This is a genomic window from Epilithonimonas pallida (genome assembly GCF_900182975.1).
Classification (GTDB): domain Bacteria; phylum Bacteroidota; class Bacteroidia; order Flavobacteriales; family Weeksellaceae; genus Epilithonimonas; species Epilithonimonas pallida.
In genome coordinates, this window is record NZ_FXUO01000007.1 from 186,899 (window position 1) to 202,328 (window position 15,430).

General features: G+C 36.3%; 16 protein-coding genes. 8 read left to right on the top strand and 8 right to left on the bottom strand.

Going from position 1 to position 15,430, the window contains the following annotated elements; all coding sequences use genetic code 11:
* Window positions 1-35: 35 nt before the first annotated feature.
* Complete coding sequence (locus QOL71_RS14265) at window positions 36-1,307, bottom strand: NAD(P)/FAD-dependent oxidoreductase (RefSeq protein ID WP_283417587.1); 1,272 nt, start codon at window positions 1,305-1,307, stop codon at window positions 36-38.
* A 458-nt stretch (window positions 1,308-1,765) separates the two neighbouring features.
* Here QOL71_RS14265 and QOL71_RS14270 point away from each other — a divergent pair, with 458 nt between their 5' ends.
* From QOL71_RS14270 to QOL71_RS14285, 4 genes are all read left to right on the top strand, one after another.
* A complete protein-coding gene (locus QOL71_RS14270) occupies window positions 1,766-2,302 on the top strand; it encodes a YceI family protein (RefSeq protein WP_283417588.1) in 537 nt (178 codons plus the stop codon).
* A 27-nt stretch (window positions 2,303-2,329) separates the two neighbouring features.
* Window positions 2,330-3,616, top strand: coding sequence for a hypothetical protein (locus QOL71_RS14275; protein WP_283417589.1), 1,287 nt, complete (start codon window positions 2,330-2,332; stop codon window positions 3,614-3,616).
* 62 nt (window positions 3,617-3,678) lie between these two features.
* Window positions 3,679-4,179 carry a YceI family protein gene (locus QOL71_RS14280; protein ID WP_283417590.1) on the top strand — a complete coding sequence of 167 codons (501 nt, stop codon included), beginning with the start codon at window positions 3,679-3,681 and terminating at the stop codon, window positions 4,177-4,179.
* Between the two features lie 457 nt (window positions 4,180-4,636).
* Window positions 4,637-6,778, top strand: coding sequence for an endonuclease MutS2 (locus QOL71_RS14285; RefSeq protein WP_283417591.1), 2,142 nt, complete (start codon window positions 4,637-4,639; stop codon window positions 6,776-6,778).
* Window positions 6,779-6,806: 28 nt separating this feature from the next.
* Here the strand turns inward: QOL71_RS14285 and QOL71_RS14290 are convergent, their stop codons facing one another.
* From QOL71_RS14290 to QOL71_RS14315, 6 genes are all read right to left on the bottom strand, one after another.
* Window positions 6,807-7,184, bottom strand: a complete 378-nt coding sequence (locus tag QOL71_RS14290) for a hypothetical protein (protein ID WP_283417592.1) — start codon at window positions 7,182-7,184, stop codon at window positions 6,807-6,809.
* A 66-nt stretch (window positions 7,185-7,250) separates the two neighbouring features.
* Window positions 7,251-7,865, bottom strand: a complete 615-nt coding sequence (locus QOL71_RS14295; RefSeq protein WP_283417593.1) for a DUF1684 domain-containing protein — start codon at window positions 7,863-7,865, stop codon at window positions 7,251-7,253.
* A 179-nt stretch (window positions 7,866-8,044) separates the two neighbouring features.
* The gene (locus QOL71_RS14300) at window positions 8,045-9,190 is read right to left on the bottom strand and encodes an AI-2E family transporter (protein ID WP_283417594.1); all 1,146 of its coding nucleotides are present in this window, start codon (window positions 9,188-9,190) and stop codon (window positions 8,045-8,047) included.
* 40 nt (window positions 9,191-9,230) lie between these two features.
* The gene (locus tag QOL71_RS14305; RefSeq protein WP_283417595.1) at window positions 9,231-9,929 is read right to left on the bottom strand and encodes an SAM-dependent methyltransferase; all 699 of its coding nucleotides are present in this window, start codon (window positions 9,927-9,929) and stop codon (window positions 9,231-9,233) included.
* Window positions 9,930-10,208: 279 nt separating this feature from the next.
* Complete coding sequence (locus QOL71_RS14310; RefSeq protein ID WP_283417596.1) at window positions 10,209-11,486, bottom strand: dicarboxylate/amino acid:cation symporter; 1,278 nt, start codon at window positions 11,484-11,486, stop codon at window positions 10,209-10,211.
* Window positions 11,487-11,524: 38 nt separating this feature from the next.
* Window positions 11,525-11,965, bottom strand: coding sequence for a low molecular weight protein-tyrosine-phosphatase (locus tag QOL71_RS14315; RefSeq protein WP_283417597.1), 441 nt, complete (start codon window positions 11,963-11,965; stop codon window positions 11,525-11,527).
* A gap of 114 nt (window positions 11,966-12,079) precedes the next feature.
* On the opposite strand from QOL71_RS14315, the gene QOL71_RS14320 reads away from it, so the two are divergent.
* From QOL71_RS14320 to QOL71_RS14335, 4 genes are all read left to right on the top strand, one after another.
* Window positions 12,080-12,406: an ArsR/SmtB family transcription factor gene (locus QOL71_RS14320; RefSeq protein ID WP_283417598.1), complete on the top strand. Its 327-nt coding sequence runs from the start codon at window positions 12,080-12,082 to the stop codon at window positions 12,404-12,406.
* A gap of 70 nt (window positions 12,407-12,476) precedes the next feature.
* Window positions 12,477-12,947, top strand: a complete 471-nt coding sequence (locus QOL71_RS14325; RefSeq protein WP_283417599.1) for a DUF6428 family protein — start codon at window positions 12,477-12,479, stop codon at window positions 12,945-12,947.
* Window positions 12,948-12,967: 20 nt separating this feature from the next.
* Entirely contained in the window at window positions 12,968-13,384 is a 417-nt protein-coding gene (locus QOL71_RS14330) for an arsenate reductase ArsC (RefSeq protein ID WP_283417600.1), read from the top strand.
* Window positions 13,384-13,875 (top strand): GNAT family N-acetyltransferase, encoded by a 492-nt coding sequence (locus QOL71_RS14335; RefSeq protein WP_283417601.1) that lies wholly within the window; start codon window positions 13,384-13,386, stop codon window positions 13,873-13,875. The genes QOL71_RS14330 and QOL71_RS14335 overlap by 1 nt, the downstream gene beginning before the upstream one ends.
* Before the next feature lie 36 nt (window positions 13,876-13,911).
* On the opposite strand, the gene dnaA is transcribed toward QOL71_RS14335, so the two are convergent.
* Window positions 13,912-15,366, bottom strand: a complete 1,455-nt coding sequence (gene dnaA / locus QOL71_RS14340; protein WP_283417602.1) for a chromosomal replication initiator protein DnaA — start codon at window positions 15,364-15,366, stop codon at window positions 13,912-13,914.
* Window positions 15,367-15,430: the final 64 nt, after the last annotated feature.

Here is a 15,430-nt window from a genome sequence, read left to right on the forward strand (position 1 = left end):
TAATAATATTTGGGATTTCAGGATTTTTAGAAAAATTATTTTTTTGAGGGATCGATGATCATACGCAGGGGCTGATCCTTTGTAATGTAGGAATTAAGCCAGTTAAAGAAAGTTGTTATTTTATTTCTTACATTGATCAATGACATAAGATGTACGAATATCCAGATCAGCCATGCAAAAAAACCATTAAAATGTTTAAATGGCCCGGGAAGATCTGCAACAGCTCTGTTTCTTCTGATGATAGCCATAGATCCTTTATCATTATATATAAATGGTTTTCTTCCTTTTCCTTGATGCTTAGCAATAATATTCCTAGCCAGCAATTTGGCCTGTTGAATTGCAACCTGCGCCAATTGAGGATGTCCTTGCGGAAATGCAGGATCTGAGGTCATAATACAAGTATCTCCTATGGCATAGATTTCAGTTGCGCCAATCACCTTATTAAAAGAGTTTACAATCAGGCGGTTTCCTTTTCCGTATGATTCTTCAGGAATACCATTGAACTTCTGCGCTGTAACACCAGCCGTCCAAATGAGATTCTCACTTGGTATGGATGTTCCATCAGCCAGATGAACGACACCATCAATATAATCTTTTACAACTTGTCCCAATTTTACTATAACGCCACTGCCCTCAAGAGTTTTGCGGGCATATTGCTGAGATTCCTTACTCATAGGTGCAAGAATATTCGGTAAACCATCAATCAAGTAGATGTTAAATGCTGCATTCTTCAGTTCAGGATAATCTTTAAATAAAATATCCTTTCTTAACTCACTGAGCATGCCAGCCACCTCAACACCAGTTGGTCCGCCTCCAGCGATGACAAAGGTTGTAAGCTTAGCTCTCAATTCTTCATCAGATATTTTGGAAGCTTTTTCCAATCTCTCCAGGATTTTGTTTTTGAGATCAATTGCATCTGAAATGGTTTTCATGGGAAGCGCATTTTCCTGGATGCTTTTGTTGCCAAAATAGTTTGTAATCGTACCAGTTGCAAGAATCAGTTTCGTATAAAAGACCTCGCCGCAATTCAAAATGATTTTATTATCTCCCGGAACAATCTCTTGCAATTCTCCCATAATAAAGGAAAACTTTTTTTCTGACCTAAAGTGCTTTCTGAATGGATAACTAATATTAGAAACATCCAAAAAGCCTGTTGCCACCTGATATAACAATGGTGGAAAAAAATTATAATTATTCTTGTCCACCAGGATAACTGATGCATCATATTCCGATTTCAGCAAACGTTCAGCCAACTCTATGCCGGCAAAACCGCCGCCTATAATTACGATAGTTTGTTGATCTTTCATTTTTTTAAATATTATATAAATCAACATTCACAAATCAAGCCATTTGTTCGATCAAAGAATGATATTAACAACCGAGAGTAATCATACATCCGTCACTTGTTCAGACATGACATCGGTCATCTATTTTTATTGAATCTTTAATAATTTAACATTTTTTATAGATAATCAAAAATATAGACACTGACTTTCATCAGTATTTATTAACCTAACAAATGTCATCTCTGATTTTTTGTTATCATTTATGAATAAAGAGCTTTTTATCATCAATCAAATAAATTGAAATAAGATAAAATCAATAAGTATTATTTAAAATATTTATCGATTTAATAACTGAAGCCATTGATAAGATTTTTGTCATAATAAAAAAATAGCAATATAATTAACACAATTATACCTTTGTCCTATCAATAATGAAATATAATTAATTATAACAATTAAAAATTACGAAAATGAGAACAATGAAAAATCTACTCAAAATGACATTGGCAATTGGAACATTATGTTTAGCTCAATTATCAAATGCTCAAAAATTATCCTCTCAAAGTTCTAATATAAAAATTGATGGGACTTCCACTTTGCATGATTGGAGTATGGCTTCGGCTCAGGCTACATTTTCCGGGAACGCGAGCGGATCAACAATCAGTGATGTAAAGTTTGTGATGAAAACAACTTCTCTTAAAAGCAAAGAATCTGCGATGGACAAAAATGCTTATAAGTCCTTAGAATCGGGTAAATATCCAGACATCACTTTTACAACTGCATCACTTCCAGCAAGCGGAACAGCAACAGTCAGCGGCAACTTAACCATTACAAATGTTACAAAAGCCATCAAATTCCCGGTAACTGTAACCAAAAGTGGAAATACCTACATCATCAAAGGTAGCACAAAATTAAAAATGTCCACTTTCGGCATCAAGCCACCAAGCTTTATGATGGGAACCATTAAAACAGGTGACGAGATCAATATTAACATCAACATCAGTGCAACAAATTAATTCTATAAATATTTAAATTCTGTTATCATGAAAAGAAATCTATTAAAAGCCGGCCTAATCGCTGCTTTAGCAATCTCAAACTTAGGTATTGCACAGGAACACCAATTAGATAATTTCAATCCCAGCGACAAAAGATCTATCAATGCTTTTGAACCAAAAAAGGATTCAGTAACAACTTTTGATCATTTACGAGTTAAAGTAGGCGGTGCATTTGCATTACAATTCCAAGGACTTAGTCACGAAAATACCGCAACTCCCGTTATTGTTAATGGTGTTAATCAAAATCAGTTATATAAAATCAGCAACAACTTCAATCTTCCAACAGCCAACTTAGATATAGATGTTGCTTTATACGATGGTGTTAATTTACACCTGAGAACTTTCCTATCTTCCCGACACCACAATGAGACTTATGTAAAAGGAGGATATTTACAAATTGATAAGTTAGACTTCATACAAAAAGACTTCCTTAAAGATTTTATGAAGTATGCAACGATCAAAGTAGGGCAAGATGAACTTAACTACGGTGATGCGCACTTCAGAAGAACAGACAATGCCTATTCACTTACGAACCCATTTATAGCAGGAAATCTTTTGATGGATGCTTATGCTACTTTTCCTTTCATGGAAGTGTATTATAGAAGAGACGGTTTCATAGGAATGGTTGGAGCTTCAAACGGAAGACTGAACCAGACCGCAACCAGCGGAACAGCGCCTTCACTATATGCAAAAGTAGGTTACGATAAACAAATCAATCAGGACCTCAGAGTAAGGTTAACCGGATCTATCTATAATAATGCTAACAGTTCAAGGTTAGATTTCTACAACGGAGACAGAGCCGGATCCAGATACTATTTTGTAATGGAAAACACGGCAGCAACCGGCGCAAGCAGCTTAAATTCAGCAAAAGTAGTTCCGGATTTTGTCAATAAAATGACAGCAGTTATGATCAACCCTTTCGTCCGTTACAAAGGATTAGAATTCTTCGGAACTTATGAAACAACATCTGGTAGAAACCTAGCAGAAACAGACAGAAGAACATACAGTCAATATTCAGGAGAATTACTATACCGTTTTGGAAAAGAAGACAGCTTTTACTTTGGCGGACGATACAACCAGGCTGATGGAAAATTAATCTCAGGAGATAAAATTACCGTTAAAAGATTCAACATTGGTGGTGGCTGGTTTATGACAAAAAACATCCTGGCCAAAGCAGAATATGTTAACCAGAAATACGACGGATACCCCACTACAAGCATCTATAATGGTGGTCAGTTCAAAGGATATGTAATAGAAGCAGCCATAGCTTTCTAGATATTCAGTTAACAGAAGCAGAGGAAATTCTCGGGTTTCCTCTGTTTTAAAAAATTAAAAAAATGAAACTTCTTTATTTACTTTTCGGTTTTATAACGCTTTTCGCGCAGGCTCAGGAAAATTTTGTTCAGATTAACGGAAGCACCAACGTAAATAAATTTCAATGTGTGAACAACAAATTCAAAGCAGAAACCGGTGTTTACGCCTTCACAGAGAGAAACCTTCCGAATATCATTTTAAAAGTCAATGAGTTCGACTGCGGAAACAAGATGATGACCAAAGATTTTCAGAAAATCCTGAATTCTGAAAAATATCCGAATATGACTATCAAGTTCATCAACTTTACCAAAGTTCAGAAAAATTATATCGCCGTTGTAGAAGTCAAAATGATGAACCAAAGCAAAAGATACAACGTAGAATTTGAAATAGAAAATAATAAATTAATAGGACGCAAGAATGTAAAATTCAGTGATTTCAACATCACGCCACCGAAAAAAATGGGCGGAATGATTGTCGTGAAAGATGACCTGAACCTCGTCTTCAGTTTAGCAACAAAAATTTAAACAAATAACTTTTTCATATAATTAGATTTTTCAGTGTCACGATATCACGCTAGAAAGATATTGTGAATCGAGGGAACTTGCAGGCTCAGCTGTAGGTTCCTTTTTATTTAACTTCACCAAACCATTCATTAGGTTTTGGGCTTTATCCGGCTCCGGCTCCCACTTTTTTCTGTCATTGCGAACAAAGTGAAGCAATCTGCAGAACTTTTGTACATCGCAATAACAAAATCTTTGCCTGGACGCGCTTCGCTACTATTGATGATTCAACTTTCAAATCAAACCAATCGCAGACAAATAAAAACTTAATTCTAAAGAAGTTACCATATAAAGTATCGCACAATTTAGCAAACTGTCAGTCTGAGGCTCTCGAAGACAAATAAAAAAATCAATTTCTGAAAGAAATTATCCATCAAAAATTTTCAAAATTTAAAACATTTCAAATTCGTAAATTTGTATTGTGAATATTAATCAAACCGATCTTAACGAATTAGAATTCCCGGAACTTCTTTCGGAAATCGCCCCTTTCGCTTACTCGCCGAAAACGGCAGACCAAATCATGGAACTTCATCCGATGGAAATAGACGAGGCAGAAATTTCTTTAAAAAAAACCTCAGAATTCCTCACTAGTTTCGAAAGTTCCAACGCCATTCCCTTTGATGAATACGAGGATATCGAAGAGGAACTGAAGCTGATGCCGATAGAAAATTACCGATTAGAGAACAAATCGTTCATCAAAATCAAAACTATAACGGAACAAGTTGGGAAACTGCAGAAGTTCTTTCCACAGTTTGCAGAAAACTTCCCAACATTGTTGGACGAAATCAAAGATCTGGAATTCCGGAAAGAAATCATAGATAAAGTAGACAAAGTGTTCAACCGCTTTGGAGAAGTCAAAAGCGAAGCCTCTACAATTCTGAAAACCTTAAGAACAGAAATCCAACACGCCAGAAAAGCAATTGATGAAAACTTCAATCGCTCCTTGGCAACTTATTCGGATTTTTTGGAAGATATCAGAGAAAGTATTATTGAAGATCAACGTGTTCTAGCTGTCAAATCCGGTTTCAAGAAAAGAGTCAACGGTCGTGTTTTAGGTATTTCCAAAACAGGTTCTATCACTTACATTCAGCCGGAAAGTGTGGTGAAACATTATTTCAAACTGAGAGAAAATCAGGAAGAAGAGAAAAAAGAAATCGATAAAATATTACGTCAACTGACTGCGGAATTGGCAGAATTCCAGCCACAACTTTCGGATTATCAAACCTATATTTTCGATTTGGATTTAATTCGAGCCAAAGCTAAATTTGCTGAAAAAGTTAACGGAATTTTACCAAAGATCAACAGACATCAGACCTTACGTTTGAAAGATGCCTTTCATCCATTGCTTTGGATCAGGAATAAAAATGAAAACAAGGAGATTTTTCCGCAAACTTTAACCTTAACAGAACACAACCGAATCATCTGCATCTCAGGACCGAATGCCGGAGGAAAATCCATCACATTAAAAACTGTTGGATTGTTGCAATTGATGATCCAGAGTGGAATTTTAGTTCCTTGTCATCCAAAATCCGAGATGTTTTTCTTTGAGAAGATAATGACAGACATTGGCGATAATCAATCCATAGAAAATCACTTGTCAACTTATTCTTCCCGACTGAAAAAAATGTCCGGAATGATTCGCGAAGCCGACAACAAAACGTTGTTGTTGATTGACGAGTTCGGAACCGGTTCCGACCCGGAATTAGGCGGCGCTTTGGCAGAAAGTTTTATGGAATATTTCTACGACAAGAAAAGTTTCGGAATCATCACAACGCATTACACCAACATCAAATTAGTTGTGGAACAGCTTCCTGCAGCCACCAACGCTGCAATGCTTTTTGATGAGAGAACGCTTGAACCACTTTACAAGCTGGAAATCGGACAAGCCGGAAGTTCTTTTACTTTTGAAGTTGCCGAGAAAAATAAGATTCCGAGATTCATTATCAAGAATGCAAGAAAGAAAGTAGAACACGATATTGTCAACCTTGATAAAACCATTGTGAAACTTCAGCAGGAAAAATTTGAAGTTGAAAAACTGAAATCCAATCTTGCAGAGACCAAAGAATCTGTAGAAGACAAGCGTGATAATCTCCAGAAATTGAATGAACAGCTTCAGCAAAAGTTATTCAATTTTCAAAAGCTATACGAAGAAGAACACAGAAAACTGCAATTTGGAAACAAGATAGAAACGTTCATCGACAGTTATGTAAAAGGCAAATCGAGAAAAGATGTGGTTAAAGATTTCGTGAAAATTCTGGAACAGGAAAAATTCCGAAAATTAGGAACTGACAAAGATGAAACAAAACGTTTGCAGGTGGTGAAACGTAAAATCACACAACAACTTAAGAAAGAAGAGGTTATTGAAAAAATTGCGGAAACCAACGAGAAACTGGAGCAAAAACGCCAAGCCGAACGGGCAGTCTGGATGAAAGTCGGGCAACGCGTCCGGATCGCCGGAAGCACAAGTGTCGGCACTATTGAAAAAATTACGAAAAACAAAGTCATTGTGAATTACGGAACCTTCAAAACAACGATTGATTCCGGAGAATTGGAGAGAATATAAAAAGCGCAGAAATTCTGCGCTTTTTTCTTTATGAATTGAAATGTTTTTTCACTTCTTCCAGTACATGTTCTTCGCTTAGTTGCGAATCTGTTCCCAATTTGATATTCAGGTTTTTATACTGAGGCGTTTCCAAAAGATGATTTCTCAATTCTTCCTGAGACGTTCCTGGTCCTGTTATATACAAATCAGTACTGTTTGTAATCAGCTTTTCGATTTCTTTGTAAAACTTTGAACGGTTGGTCTGTTCCACATTGTGCGCAGCATTCTCGTTGGAGTTGCCATGCTGCACGTCAGCTTTTACAACTTCTCGGACTGCAAAATCTGTCACTTCCTGAGCATTATGATTTGTCACTACGATTGCTTTTCTGCCGTCTATCCAAAGTCCGGCTACTTTTTTATCAGTCATAATTTTTTAATTTGACCAGATAAATTTCAAGGATTGTGCAAAAGTGATGTTAAGGTAAGTTAAATCTTAATGATGATACACATCCTCATACATCACGCCCGCCTCAATTCTTATTGGTAACTTATTTTCTTCCGGAACAATCGGGCAGTTATAATCGAAAGCATTGTAGGCGCAATACGGTTGATAAGATTGATTAAAATCCAAAACTATTTCGTTTCCAGTCGGGATTTTCAAATCCATATATTTTCCGCCGCCATAAGTTTCTTTCTCATTTGTCAAATCCCGGAAAGGCAAGAAAAGATAATCTTTATATTTTTCCATTTTCATGAGATCCAGACTTTGGTATAAAGTCAATGTGAAAGATTGTCCGTCCAACTCAAAAGTTGCTTTTCCATATTCCTGATATTGTTTGAATTTCCCTGAAGAAGTCGGCAATTCAAATGGAACAGGATTTTCCGTTCTTATAAATTGTGCAGTAACTCTATATTTCAAATTGATTGGAAAGAACGGATGTTTTTTAAATTGCTTAAGGTTATTACCTCGCAAAGGCGTTTCTTTTGGGTTTAGATATTCTGCGTTCAGTTCTTTCTGAAACTTTTTGATTGCCGCAATATTTTCTTTTTCCGTCTGCGCATTTAGAAATACAGATAATATAATGAACAGAAAACTTAATTTTTTCATAGGTTAATTTAATTATTAGGGCAGCTTTATCCACCTGTAGTTTATCCTGAGCTTGTCGAAGGGCTCCCAAACCTAACGAAGTGGTTCGACGTAGTCAATCTTTCACTTCACTACGTTGCGTAAAAAGGATTTCCGCTCAAGTCGGGCTGCTGTTATTCGCTGGTAATATTCGGAAACTATTATTCCTGAGTTTCGTTATCAGAATCCGCAATTATTTTATCAACTTTAGCTTTTTTAGTGTAGAAATATTTATCAAAAGTCGATTTGAAAACCGGAACTTCATCATCTTCTCCCATCAGGAATCCCCAGGATTGAAGGCCTTCTACTCTATCAAAAATGATTTTCAGAATCGCCAAAACCGGAATTGTCAAAAACATTCCTGCAATTCCCCAAAGCATTTCGCCAACTACTAAACCGATAATCACTATCAAGGAATTGATTTTCACTTTAGAACCCACTACTCTTGGCATAATGATGTTTCCGTCAATCGCGTGAATTACAACAATTGCAATCACAATAAACAAAACGTGACTGATTCCCGAGGTTGCAAACGTAATCAAAGCGCCAATCAACAACGCGGTAAAAATTCCGATGTAAGGGAGAATATTAAGGATACCTGTGAGAATGGCGAGCATAAAATTATATTTGACACCAATTATAGTGTAAGCTATAAAAGATAAAATCGTTACAATAATCATCTGCAGAAACAATCCTACAAGATATTTTTTCACCATAAACTGGATATTCTCAACAATCTCGAATACCGTTTTATGATAAGTTTCTGTAAAACTTGCAACTAAGAATTTCAGAAGATGCGTTCTGTACAACAGAAAAAACAAGGTGAATAAGAAAGTAAAACCTGTCAACATCAGAACATAGCCAACGGAAGTCAATGTTTTCTCCAGAATTGCCGTTCCTGTACTGATTGACTTTTTCAAGGTATCATTCAGATATTCCAGTTGGTCGTGTCTTCTGACTCCAAAAGTTCTGGAAATCCATCCTTGTAAATTGTCGATCAGATCGATAAACTGCTTTTGAAATTGCGGCCAGTCATTCGCCAGTTTAGCCACTTCCATTGACATCATATAGATCACGCCTCCGATAATAGCCAGAGCCAGAACACTTGCCAATACAGATGACAAGCCTCTGGGAAATCTCAGTTTTGTTTCCATAAAACGGCAAAGTGGTATCAGCAAAATGGCAATAAGCAATCCCAGCACCATCGGCACCAAAATCTGCTGTCCGATAATTGCCAAAAATCCTAAAATAATGATGCTGATAAGAATGCAAGACAGTTTGATGTAAAATGGATAAGTCTGATTCATATGATTGGTTTTTAGAAGTTAGACTGATAATCTTATTGATTTATTTTCCGATGAGAAAAACTGCCGGAATCTTATGCAATTCAGGTTTATTCTTTTTCCAATCAGAGATTGTTTTTGTTTGGATCAATTCGGCTTCCGGGTCGTTGATATTGGCAGCGATACACAATTTCGTATTTGGATTCAGGAATTTGACCAAATCTTCCAAAAGTTGATTGTTACGATAGGGTGTTTCCATAAAAATCTGTGTGAATCCTGTTTTATTAACCACATTTTCCAGGTTCTGAATTTCTTTTTTCTTTTTCTCTTTATCAATAGGAAGATAGCCATGAAAAGAAAACTGCTGACCGTTGAATCCACTTGCTATTAAAGCCAGAACGAAAGAGCTGGGCCCGTTAACAGGGATCACTTTGATGTTATTATTGTGAGACCAGCCAACCATAATATTTCCTGGGTCACCGATGCAAGGCAAACCGGCTTCCGACAACAATCCGAAATCAACACCTTCTTTCATTAGTTTTTGAGCTTCTTTCAAATCTGCTGTTTCGGAATACTTGTCGAGTAGAAACAATTTGAGTTCTGGCTGTTTTTTTTCCGGCGCAAAAAATTTGATGACTTTTCTGGCCGTTTTTTCGTTCTCCACAAAATAATGATCGACATTCATAATAATGTCTTTGATTGATGGCGCAAAATATTCTATCGGTGAATTTTCTGAAAGATAAGCAGGGAGAAGGTATAGCATTTCTGTCGTATTAATGTAAAATGTATAAAGTATTTACAATTTTTGTCATCAGGTAAGAATTTCAGCATTTCAGATTCCTACGGAAAAACAAAATTATGTTTTTATGTTGACTATTATTTTATGTTGAATTTGCAGCCCGACTTGAGCGGAAATCCTTTTTTGCTCGTAATTTAGGTTCTATCCTGTTGATAACTTTCTGCAAAAAAGATTGACTACGTCGAACCACTTCGTTAGGTTTGGGAGCGGAAGGTAGATTAAGCTGCCAAAATCATTACAAAGTTAATTCAAAACTTCTTTTAACCGGTCTTTGTCCAACCGGTTTTCCCAATTAGAGACGACAACAGTTGCGACGGCATTCCCAATGACATTGGTCAATGCACGGCATTCTGACATGAATTTATCAATCCCGAGAATCAAAGTCATTCCGGCAATCGGAACTTCGGGAACAACTGCCAAAGTCGCTGCCAACGTAATAAATCCTGCGCCTGTAACACCAGCCGCACCTTTTGAACTCAACATTGCCACCAAAAGCAAGCCGAGCTGATGTTCCAGAGTCAAATCGATATTACAAGCCTGCGCAATGAACAGCGCTGCCAAAGTCATGTAAATGTTCGTTCCATCGAGATTGAAGGAATAACCTGTCGGAACGACCAAACCCACAACACCTTTGTCGCAGCCTGCATTTTCCATCTTTCTCATCAGCCCGGGAAGTGCGGGCTCAGAAGAACTTGTTCCTAAAACCAGAAAAATCTCATCTTTGAGATATCTCAGAAATTTGAAAATATTAAATCCGTTATACCAAGCTACACTTCCCAAAATCAAAATAACAAACAAAGCCGAAGTCACATAAAATGTTCCGACAAGCATTGCCAGATTTTTAAGCGACTCTACACCATATTTACCAATCGTAAAAGCCATTGCTCCGAAAGCGCCAATTGGTGCCAATTTCATTAAAATTTCTACAACCTTGAAAATCGGAATAGTCAAAGCCTGAAGAAAATCGAAAACCGGATAACTTTTCTCTGAAGTCAACGCCAAAGCGACTCCAAATAAAATTGCAACCAAAAGTACCTGCAAAATGTTATCACCAGTTAACGGACTGAACAAAGTTTCCGGAATAATATTGTAGATAAAACTGACCAAAGAGTTGTCGTGCGCCGCTTTGACGTATTTTTCAACTTCTGCACCATTCAGAGTAGTCGGGTCAATATTAAGGCCTTTTCCCGGCTGAACAATATGGCTGACAATCATACCGATAACCAAAGCTAAAGTTGAAAATGTGAAAAAATAAATGAATGCTTTACCAGCTACTCTGCCCACTTTTTTGAGGTCGCTCATTCCGGCAATTCCTGTGGAAACAGTCAAGAAAATAACCGGCGCAATAATCATTTTGACCAGCTTGATAAAGCCTTCGCCGAGAGGTTTCATTTTTTCACCCAAATCGGGATAAAAATAGCCGAGAGAAACACCGAAAACAATCGCAATCAGCACCTGAATATAAAGAAGTTGATAGATTTTTTTCGGTTTTACAGGTTTTTGTTCAATGTCCAAATTCATAAAAAGACTTATCTTACAAATTTAGAATTGTTTGTGACTTATATCATATTTTTCCTGATTTTTTCTGCAATTATTTCGCAGGAATCGTCTAGCATTTTGTAAACTTTATCAAATTCGTCTATTCCGCCAAAATATGGGTCCGGAACTTCTAATTCATTATCGAGGATTAATCTAATTTTGTGCTTTTGAGAATCGTCAGCCATTTTCAGAACATCTTTGTAATTGTTCTTATCCATACAGAAAATCAAATCAAACTCATCCAAATCCGACTTTTTGATCGGTCTTGATTTTTGCATCGAGATATCAATTCCGTTTTTGAAAGCAGTTTTTACAGAACGCTCATCCGGACCACTTCCTTCGTGGTAATTGATGGTTCCAGCGCTGTCAACAAAATAACTATCATCAAGTTTAGATTTTAAAATCCCCTCTGCTAAAGGACTTCTGCAAATATTTCCGAGGCAGACCATTAGTATTTTCATTGTAAAAATATAAATTATTGTTCCAAAGCTCAATTTATCAATTTTAGAATTTAATCCCAAAAATTATGACTAATAAAATATTAATCGTAATATTGCAATATTAAATTAATAAAAATGGGTGCCACCAAAACTGAACATTTCACAGCACAACAAAACAAAATTGCCATTATTGCCAAAGCACTTGGACATCCTGCGAGAATTGCTATTATCGAGTATCTAATTAAAGTCAACGAATGCATCTGTGGCGATATTGTGAATGAACTTCCGCTTGCACAACCAACTGTTTCCCAACACCTTAAAGAATTAAAAAATGCAGGCATCATCAAAGGAAATGTTGAGGGAAATTCAATATGTTATTGTATTGACGAAAAGACGATTGAAGTAATCAACTCTTATTTTTCACAAATCATCGAAACCGTTTCTAAAGGAAAATGTTGCTAGGCATCTTTTTTTGAAAACATTATCGCAATATTGCAATAAAACAGAATAATGTATATAAAAGCTTATTAATATGACTCTTAATCAAATCAAAGAGATTCTACCAACATTGGAAAATGTAGAATTTCAATTGGAAAATGGAACTTTAGTGCCCAAACATTTTCATGTCACAGAAGTAGGAATCATCCATAAAAACTTCATTGATTGTGGCGGAACTATCCGAAATGAAAAGGTTATAAATTTTCAACTTTGGAATGCGAATGATTATGAACATCGCTTAAAACCGAATAAATTATTTAATATCATCAGACTTTCCGAAGAAAAACTAGGAATAGAAAATGCAGAAATCGAAGTGGAATATCAGAGCGAGACTATCGGAAAGTATGATTTGGAATTCAACGGTAAGAATTTTATTTTGAAAAATAAAACAACAGCTTGCCTGGCTCAGGATGTTTGTGGGATTCCTGCAGAAAAACAAAAGTTAAATCTTGCATCACTATCTAACAAGCAATCTTGTTGTACTCCAGATTCTGGATGTTGCTAGGATTAAATTCAAAAAAAATCATGAATAAAAAAATATTAGTACTTTGTACAGGAAATAGCTGTAGAAGTCAGATTGCGGAAGGTTATCTGAGATATTCCGCCAATGGGAAAGCAGACATCTTCAGTGCTGGCATAGAAACACATGGCGTGAATCCGAAAGCAATTGCGGTAATGCAAGAAGACGGAATCAACATTTCTAGTCAAACGTCCAATAAAACAGAAGAATATCAAAACATAGATTTTGATTTTGTAATTACTGTTTGTGACAATGCAAAAGAACACTGCCCGCACTTTACTTCAAATGCTAAAAAGTTACACTATAATTTTCCGGACCCGGCGAAAGCTATTGGGACTGACGAAGAAATCATGGCTGAGTTCAGAAAAGTCAGAGACCAAATAAAACAATATTGCTTTAAATTTGTGGAAGAAAATCTTTAATGAAATACAAAGTGTCTCCCTTAGAACCGAAACACAAGAACGAAGTTTTGGAAATCTACAAATTGGGAATCGAAACCAAAAATGCAACTTTCAATACTGTTGTTCCAACTTGGGAAGAATGGGATAAAGGTCATCTTCAGCATTCAAGATTGGTGATAGAAACTGATGATAAAATTGTTGGCTGGATAGCTCTAAGTCCTGTGTCATCAAGATGCAATTACAATGGCGTTGCAGAGGTCAGTGTTTACATTCATCCAGATTTTAGCAGATTAGGTTTTGCGTCGGAATTAATGGAAAAGATGATTTCTGAAAGTGAAAACAATGGAATATGGACATTACAATCCAGTGTTTTCCCAGAAAACGAAAGCAGCATAAAGCTTCATGAAAAGTTTGGATTCAGAGAAGTCGGTTATCGGGAAAAGATTTCCAAAATGGATGGCATCTGGAGAGACACAATTCTCTTGGAAAGACGAAGTCTGAAAATATCATAAATAAAAAAGTCTGAAAAAAATTTCAGACTTTAAATTTTATTGGGCAATTTTTTCTTTCAGATCTTTGATATACTTCTTCAACTCCTTATCAATTTTGGAAACATCCCTAATTGTATCGCAGGCATACATTACCGTCGAATGGTCTTTTCCACCCATTTCCTCACCGATTTTAGTAAACGTCGCATTGGTATATTCTTTAGCAAAATACATAGCCAGTTGTCTTGGCAAAGCGATTTCTCTTTTTCTTGTTTTGGATAACAGCTGCTCTCTCTGAATTCCGAAATAATCGCAAACAATCTCCTGAATATAAGGAATATTAATGGTTTTTTTCTGAGTAGTTGCTAACTTATTGATCGTATCTTTTAAAAGATCAAGACTGAAATCAGATTTATAAACGGTTGAGTAAGCAATTACTGCATTTACAACACCGATCAGTTCTCTTACGCCGTTGGTTTTAACTTCCGAAGCCAGATAATCCAGCATATCATCCGTTAATTCGATACCGTCACGGCTTAATTTATCAACGATAATTTTTCTTCTCGTCTCGAAATTAGGGGATTTGATTTCTGCAGAAAGTCCCCACTTAAAACGGGAAATAATTCTTTCCTGAGTATCCAAAATATCAGCCGGCGCTTTATCAGAAGTGAGGATAATCTGTTTCCCGTTCTGATGAAGGTAATCGAAAATATGGAAGAAGCTGTCCTGAGTCGCAGCTTTTCCGGAAAGGAACTGGATATCATCGATAATCAAAACGTCAATCATCTGATAATAATTCTGGAAATCCGTTTTGTTTTGAGATTTAGCCGCTTTTACAAAATCCTGAATGAATTTTTCTGAAGATTGGTAAAGAACCACTTTCTCCGGAAAAGATGCTTTCACTTCCAGTCCAATTGCTTGTGCCAAATGCGTTTTCCCAACACCATAGCCACCGTAAACAAACAATGGATTGAAAGCTGTTGAGCCTGGTCTTTTTGCAATCGATTTCGCAACGGTACAGGCAAATTTGTTACTCTCTCCTTCTACAAAGTTATCAAAAGACTGATCCGCTTTCAGGTTAGAATCAATATTGATTTTTTTGATTCCCGGAACTACAAACGGATTAATGTTGTTTTCCTTGATAACCGGTCTTGCTTCCTGGATTTTTGGTGCCTGTGTGGAAATCCCTTTTACATTGACTGTAATTGGCTTCTCTTTTCCTGCAGGCTTGTTTTCCATTACAGAATACCACAACTTCACCCCTTTACCGATATTTTTTTTAAGCGCAGCAGACAGTAAAGACAAGTAATTGTCCTCGATATATTCTTTGTAAAAATCACTAGGAACAAGCAACGTAAGATTATTGTTCACCAAAGAAATTGGCTGAACTTTATCAAATAATAAGTCAAAAGAATTCTCTAACTTTTTGAGGTCTGTATTATCCTCCGCTGCGTTTAGATTATCCCGCATAAACTGGATGCATCTATCCCAGATCAATACTAAATTTTCATTCATTTTACTGCTGCTATTTCCGGTAAGATTTTAGTTTTTTTAGAAGAAGACAAATATCTAATTATTA

What these genes read in the sequence shown, in the direction of transcription:
- QOL71_RS14290 (WP_283417592.1), bottom strand. Translation starts at nt 7,184, where the DNA reads ATGACTGATAAAAAAGTAGCCGGACTTTGGATAGACGGCAGAAAAGCA.
- QOL71_RS14295 (WP_283417593.1), bottom strand. Translation starts at nt 7,865, where the DNA reads ATGAAAAAATTAAGTTTTCTGTTCATTATATTATCTGTATTTCTAAAT.
- QOL71_RS14270 (WP_283417588.1), top strand. Translation starts at nt 1,766, where the DNA reads ATGAAAAATCTACTCAAAATGACATTGGCAATTGGAACATTATGTTTA.
- QOL71_RS14325 (WP_283417599.1), top strand. Translation starts at nt 12,477, where the DNA reads ATGACTCTTAATCAAATCAAAGAGATTCTACCAACATTGGAAAATGTA.
- QOL71_RS14315 (WP_283417597.1), bottom strand. Translation starts at nt 11,965, where the DNA reads ATGAAAATACTAATGGTCTGCCTCGGAAATATTTGCAGAAGTCCTTTA.
- QOL71_RS14320 (WP_283417598.1), top strand. Translation starts at nt 12,080, where the DNA reads ATGGGTGCCACCAAAACTGAACATTTCACAGCACAACAAAACAAAATT.
- QOL71_RS14265 (WP_283417587.1), bottom strand. Translation starts at nt 1,307, where the DNA reads ATGAAAGATCAACAAACTATCGTAATTATAGGCGGCGGTTTTGCCGGC.
- QOL71_RS14300 (WP_283417594.1), bottom strand. Translation starts at nt 9,190, where the DNA reads ATGAATCAGACTTATCCATTTTACATCAAACTGTCTTGCATTCTTATC.
- dnaA (WP_283417602.1), bottom strand. Translation starts at nt 15,366, where the DNA reads ATGAATGAAAATTTAGTATTGATCTGGGATAGATGCATCCAGTTTATG.
- QOL71_RS14280 (WP_283417590.1), top strand. Translation starts at nt 3,679, where the DNA reads ATGAAACTTCTTTATTTACTTTTCGGTTTTATAACGCTTTTCGCGCAG.
- QOL71_RS14275 (WP_283417589.1), top strand. Translation starts at nt 2,330, where the DNA reads ATGAAAAGAAATCTATTAAAAGCCGGCCTAATCGCTGCTTTAGCAATC.
- QOL71_RS14305 (WP_283417595.1), bottom strand. Translation starts at nt 9,929, where the DNA reads ATGCTATACCTTCTCCCTGCTTATCTTTCAGAAAATTCACCGATAGAA.
- QOL71_RS14335 (WP_283417601.1), top strand. Translation starts at nt 13,384, where the DNA reads ATGAAATACAAAGTGTCTCCCTTAGAACCGAAACACAAGAACGAAGTT.
- QOL71_RS14310 (WP_283417596.1), bottom strand. Translation starts at nt 11,486, where the DNA reads ATGAATTTGGACATTGAACAAAAACCTGTAAAACCGAAAAAAATCTAT.
- QOL71_RS14330 (WP_283417600.1), top strand. Translation starts at nt 12,968, where the DNA reads ATGAATAAAAAAATATTAGTACTTTGTACAGGAAATAGCTGTAGAAGT.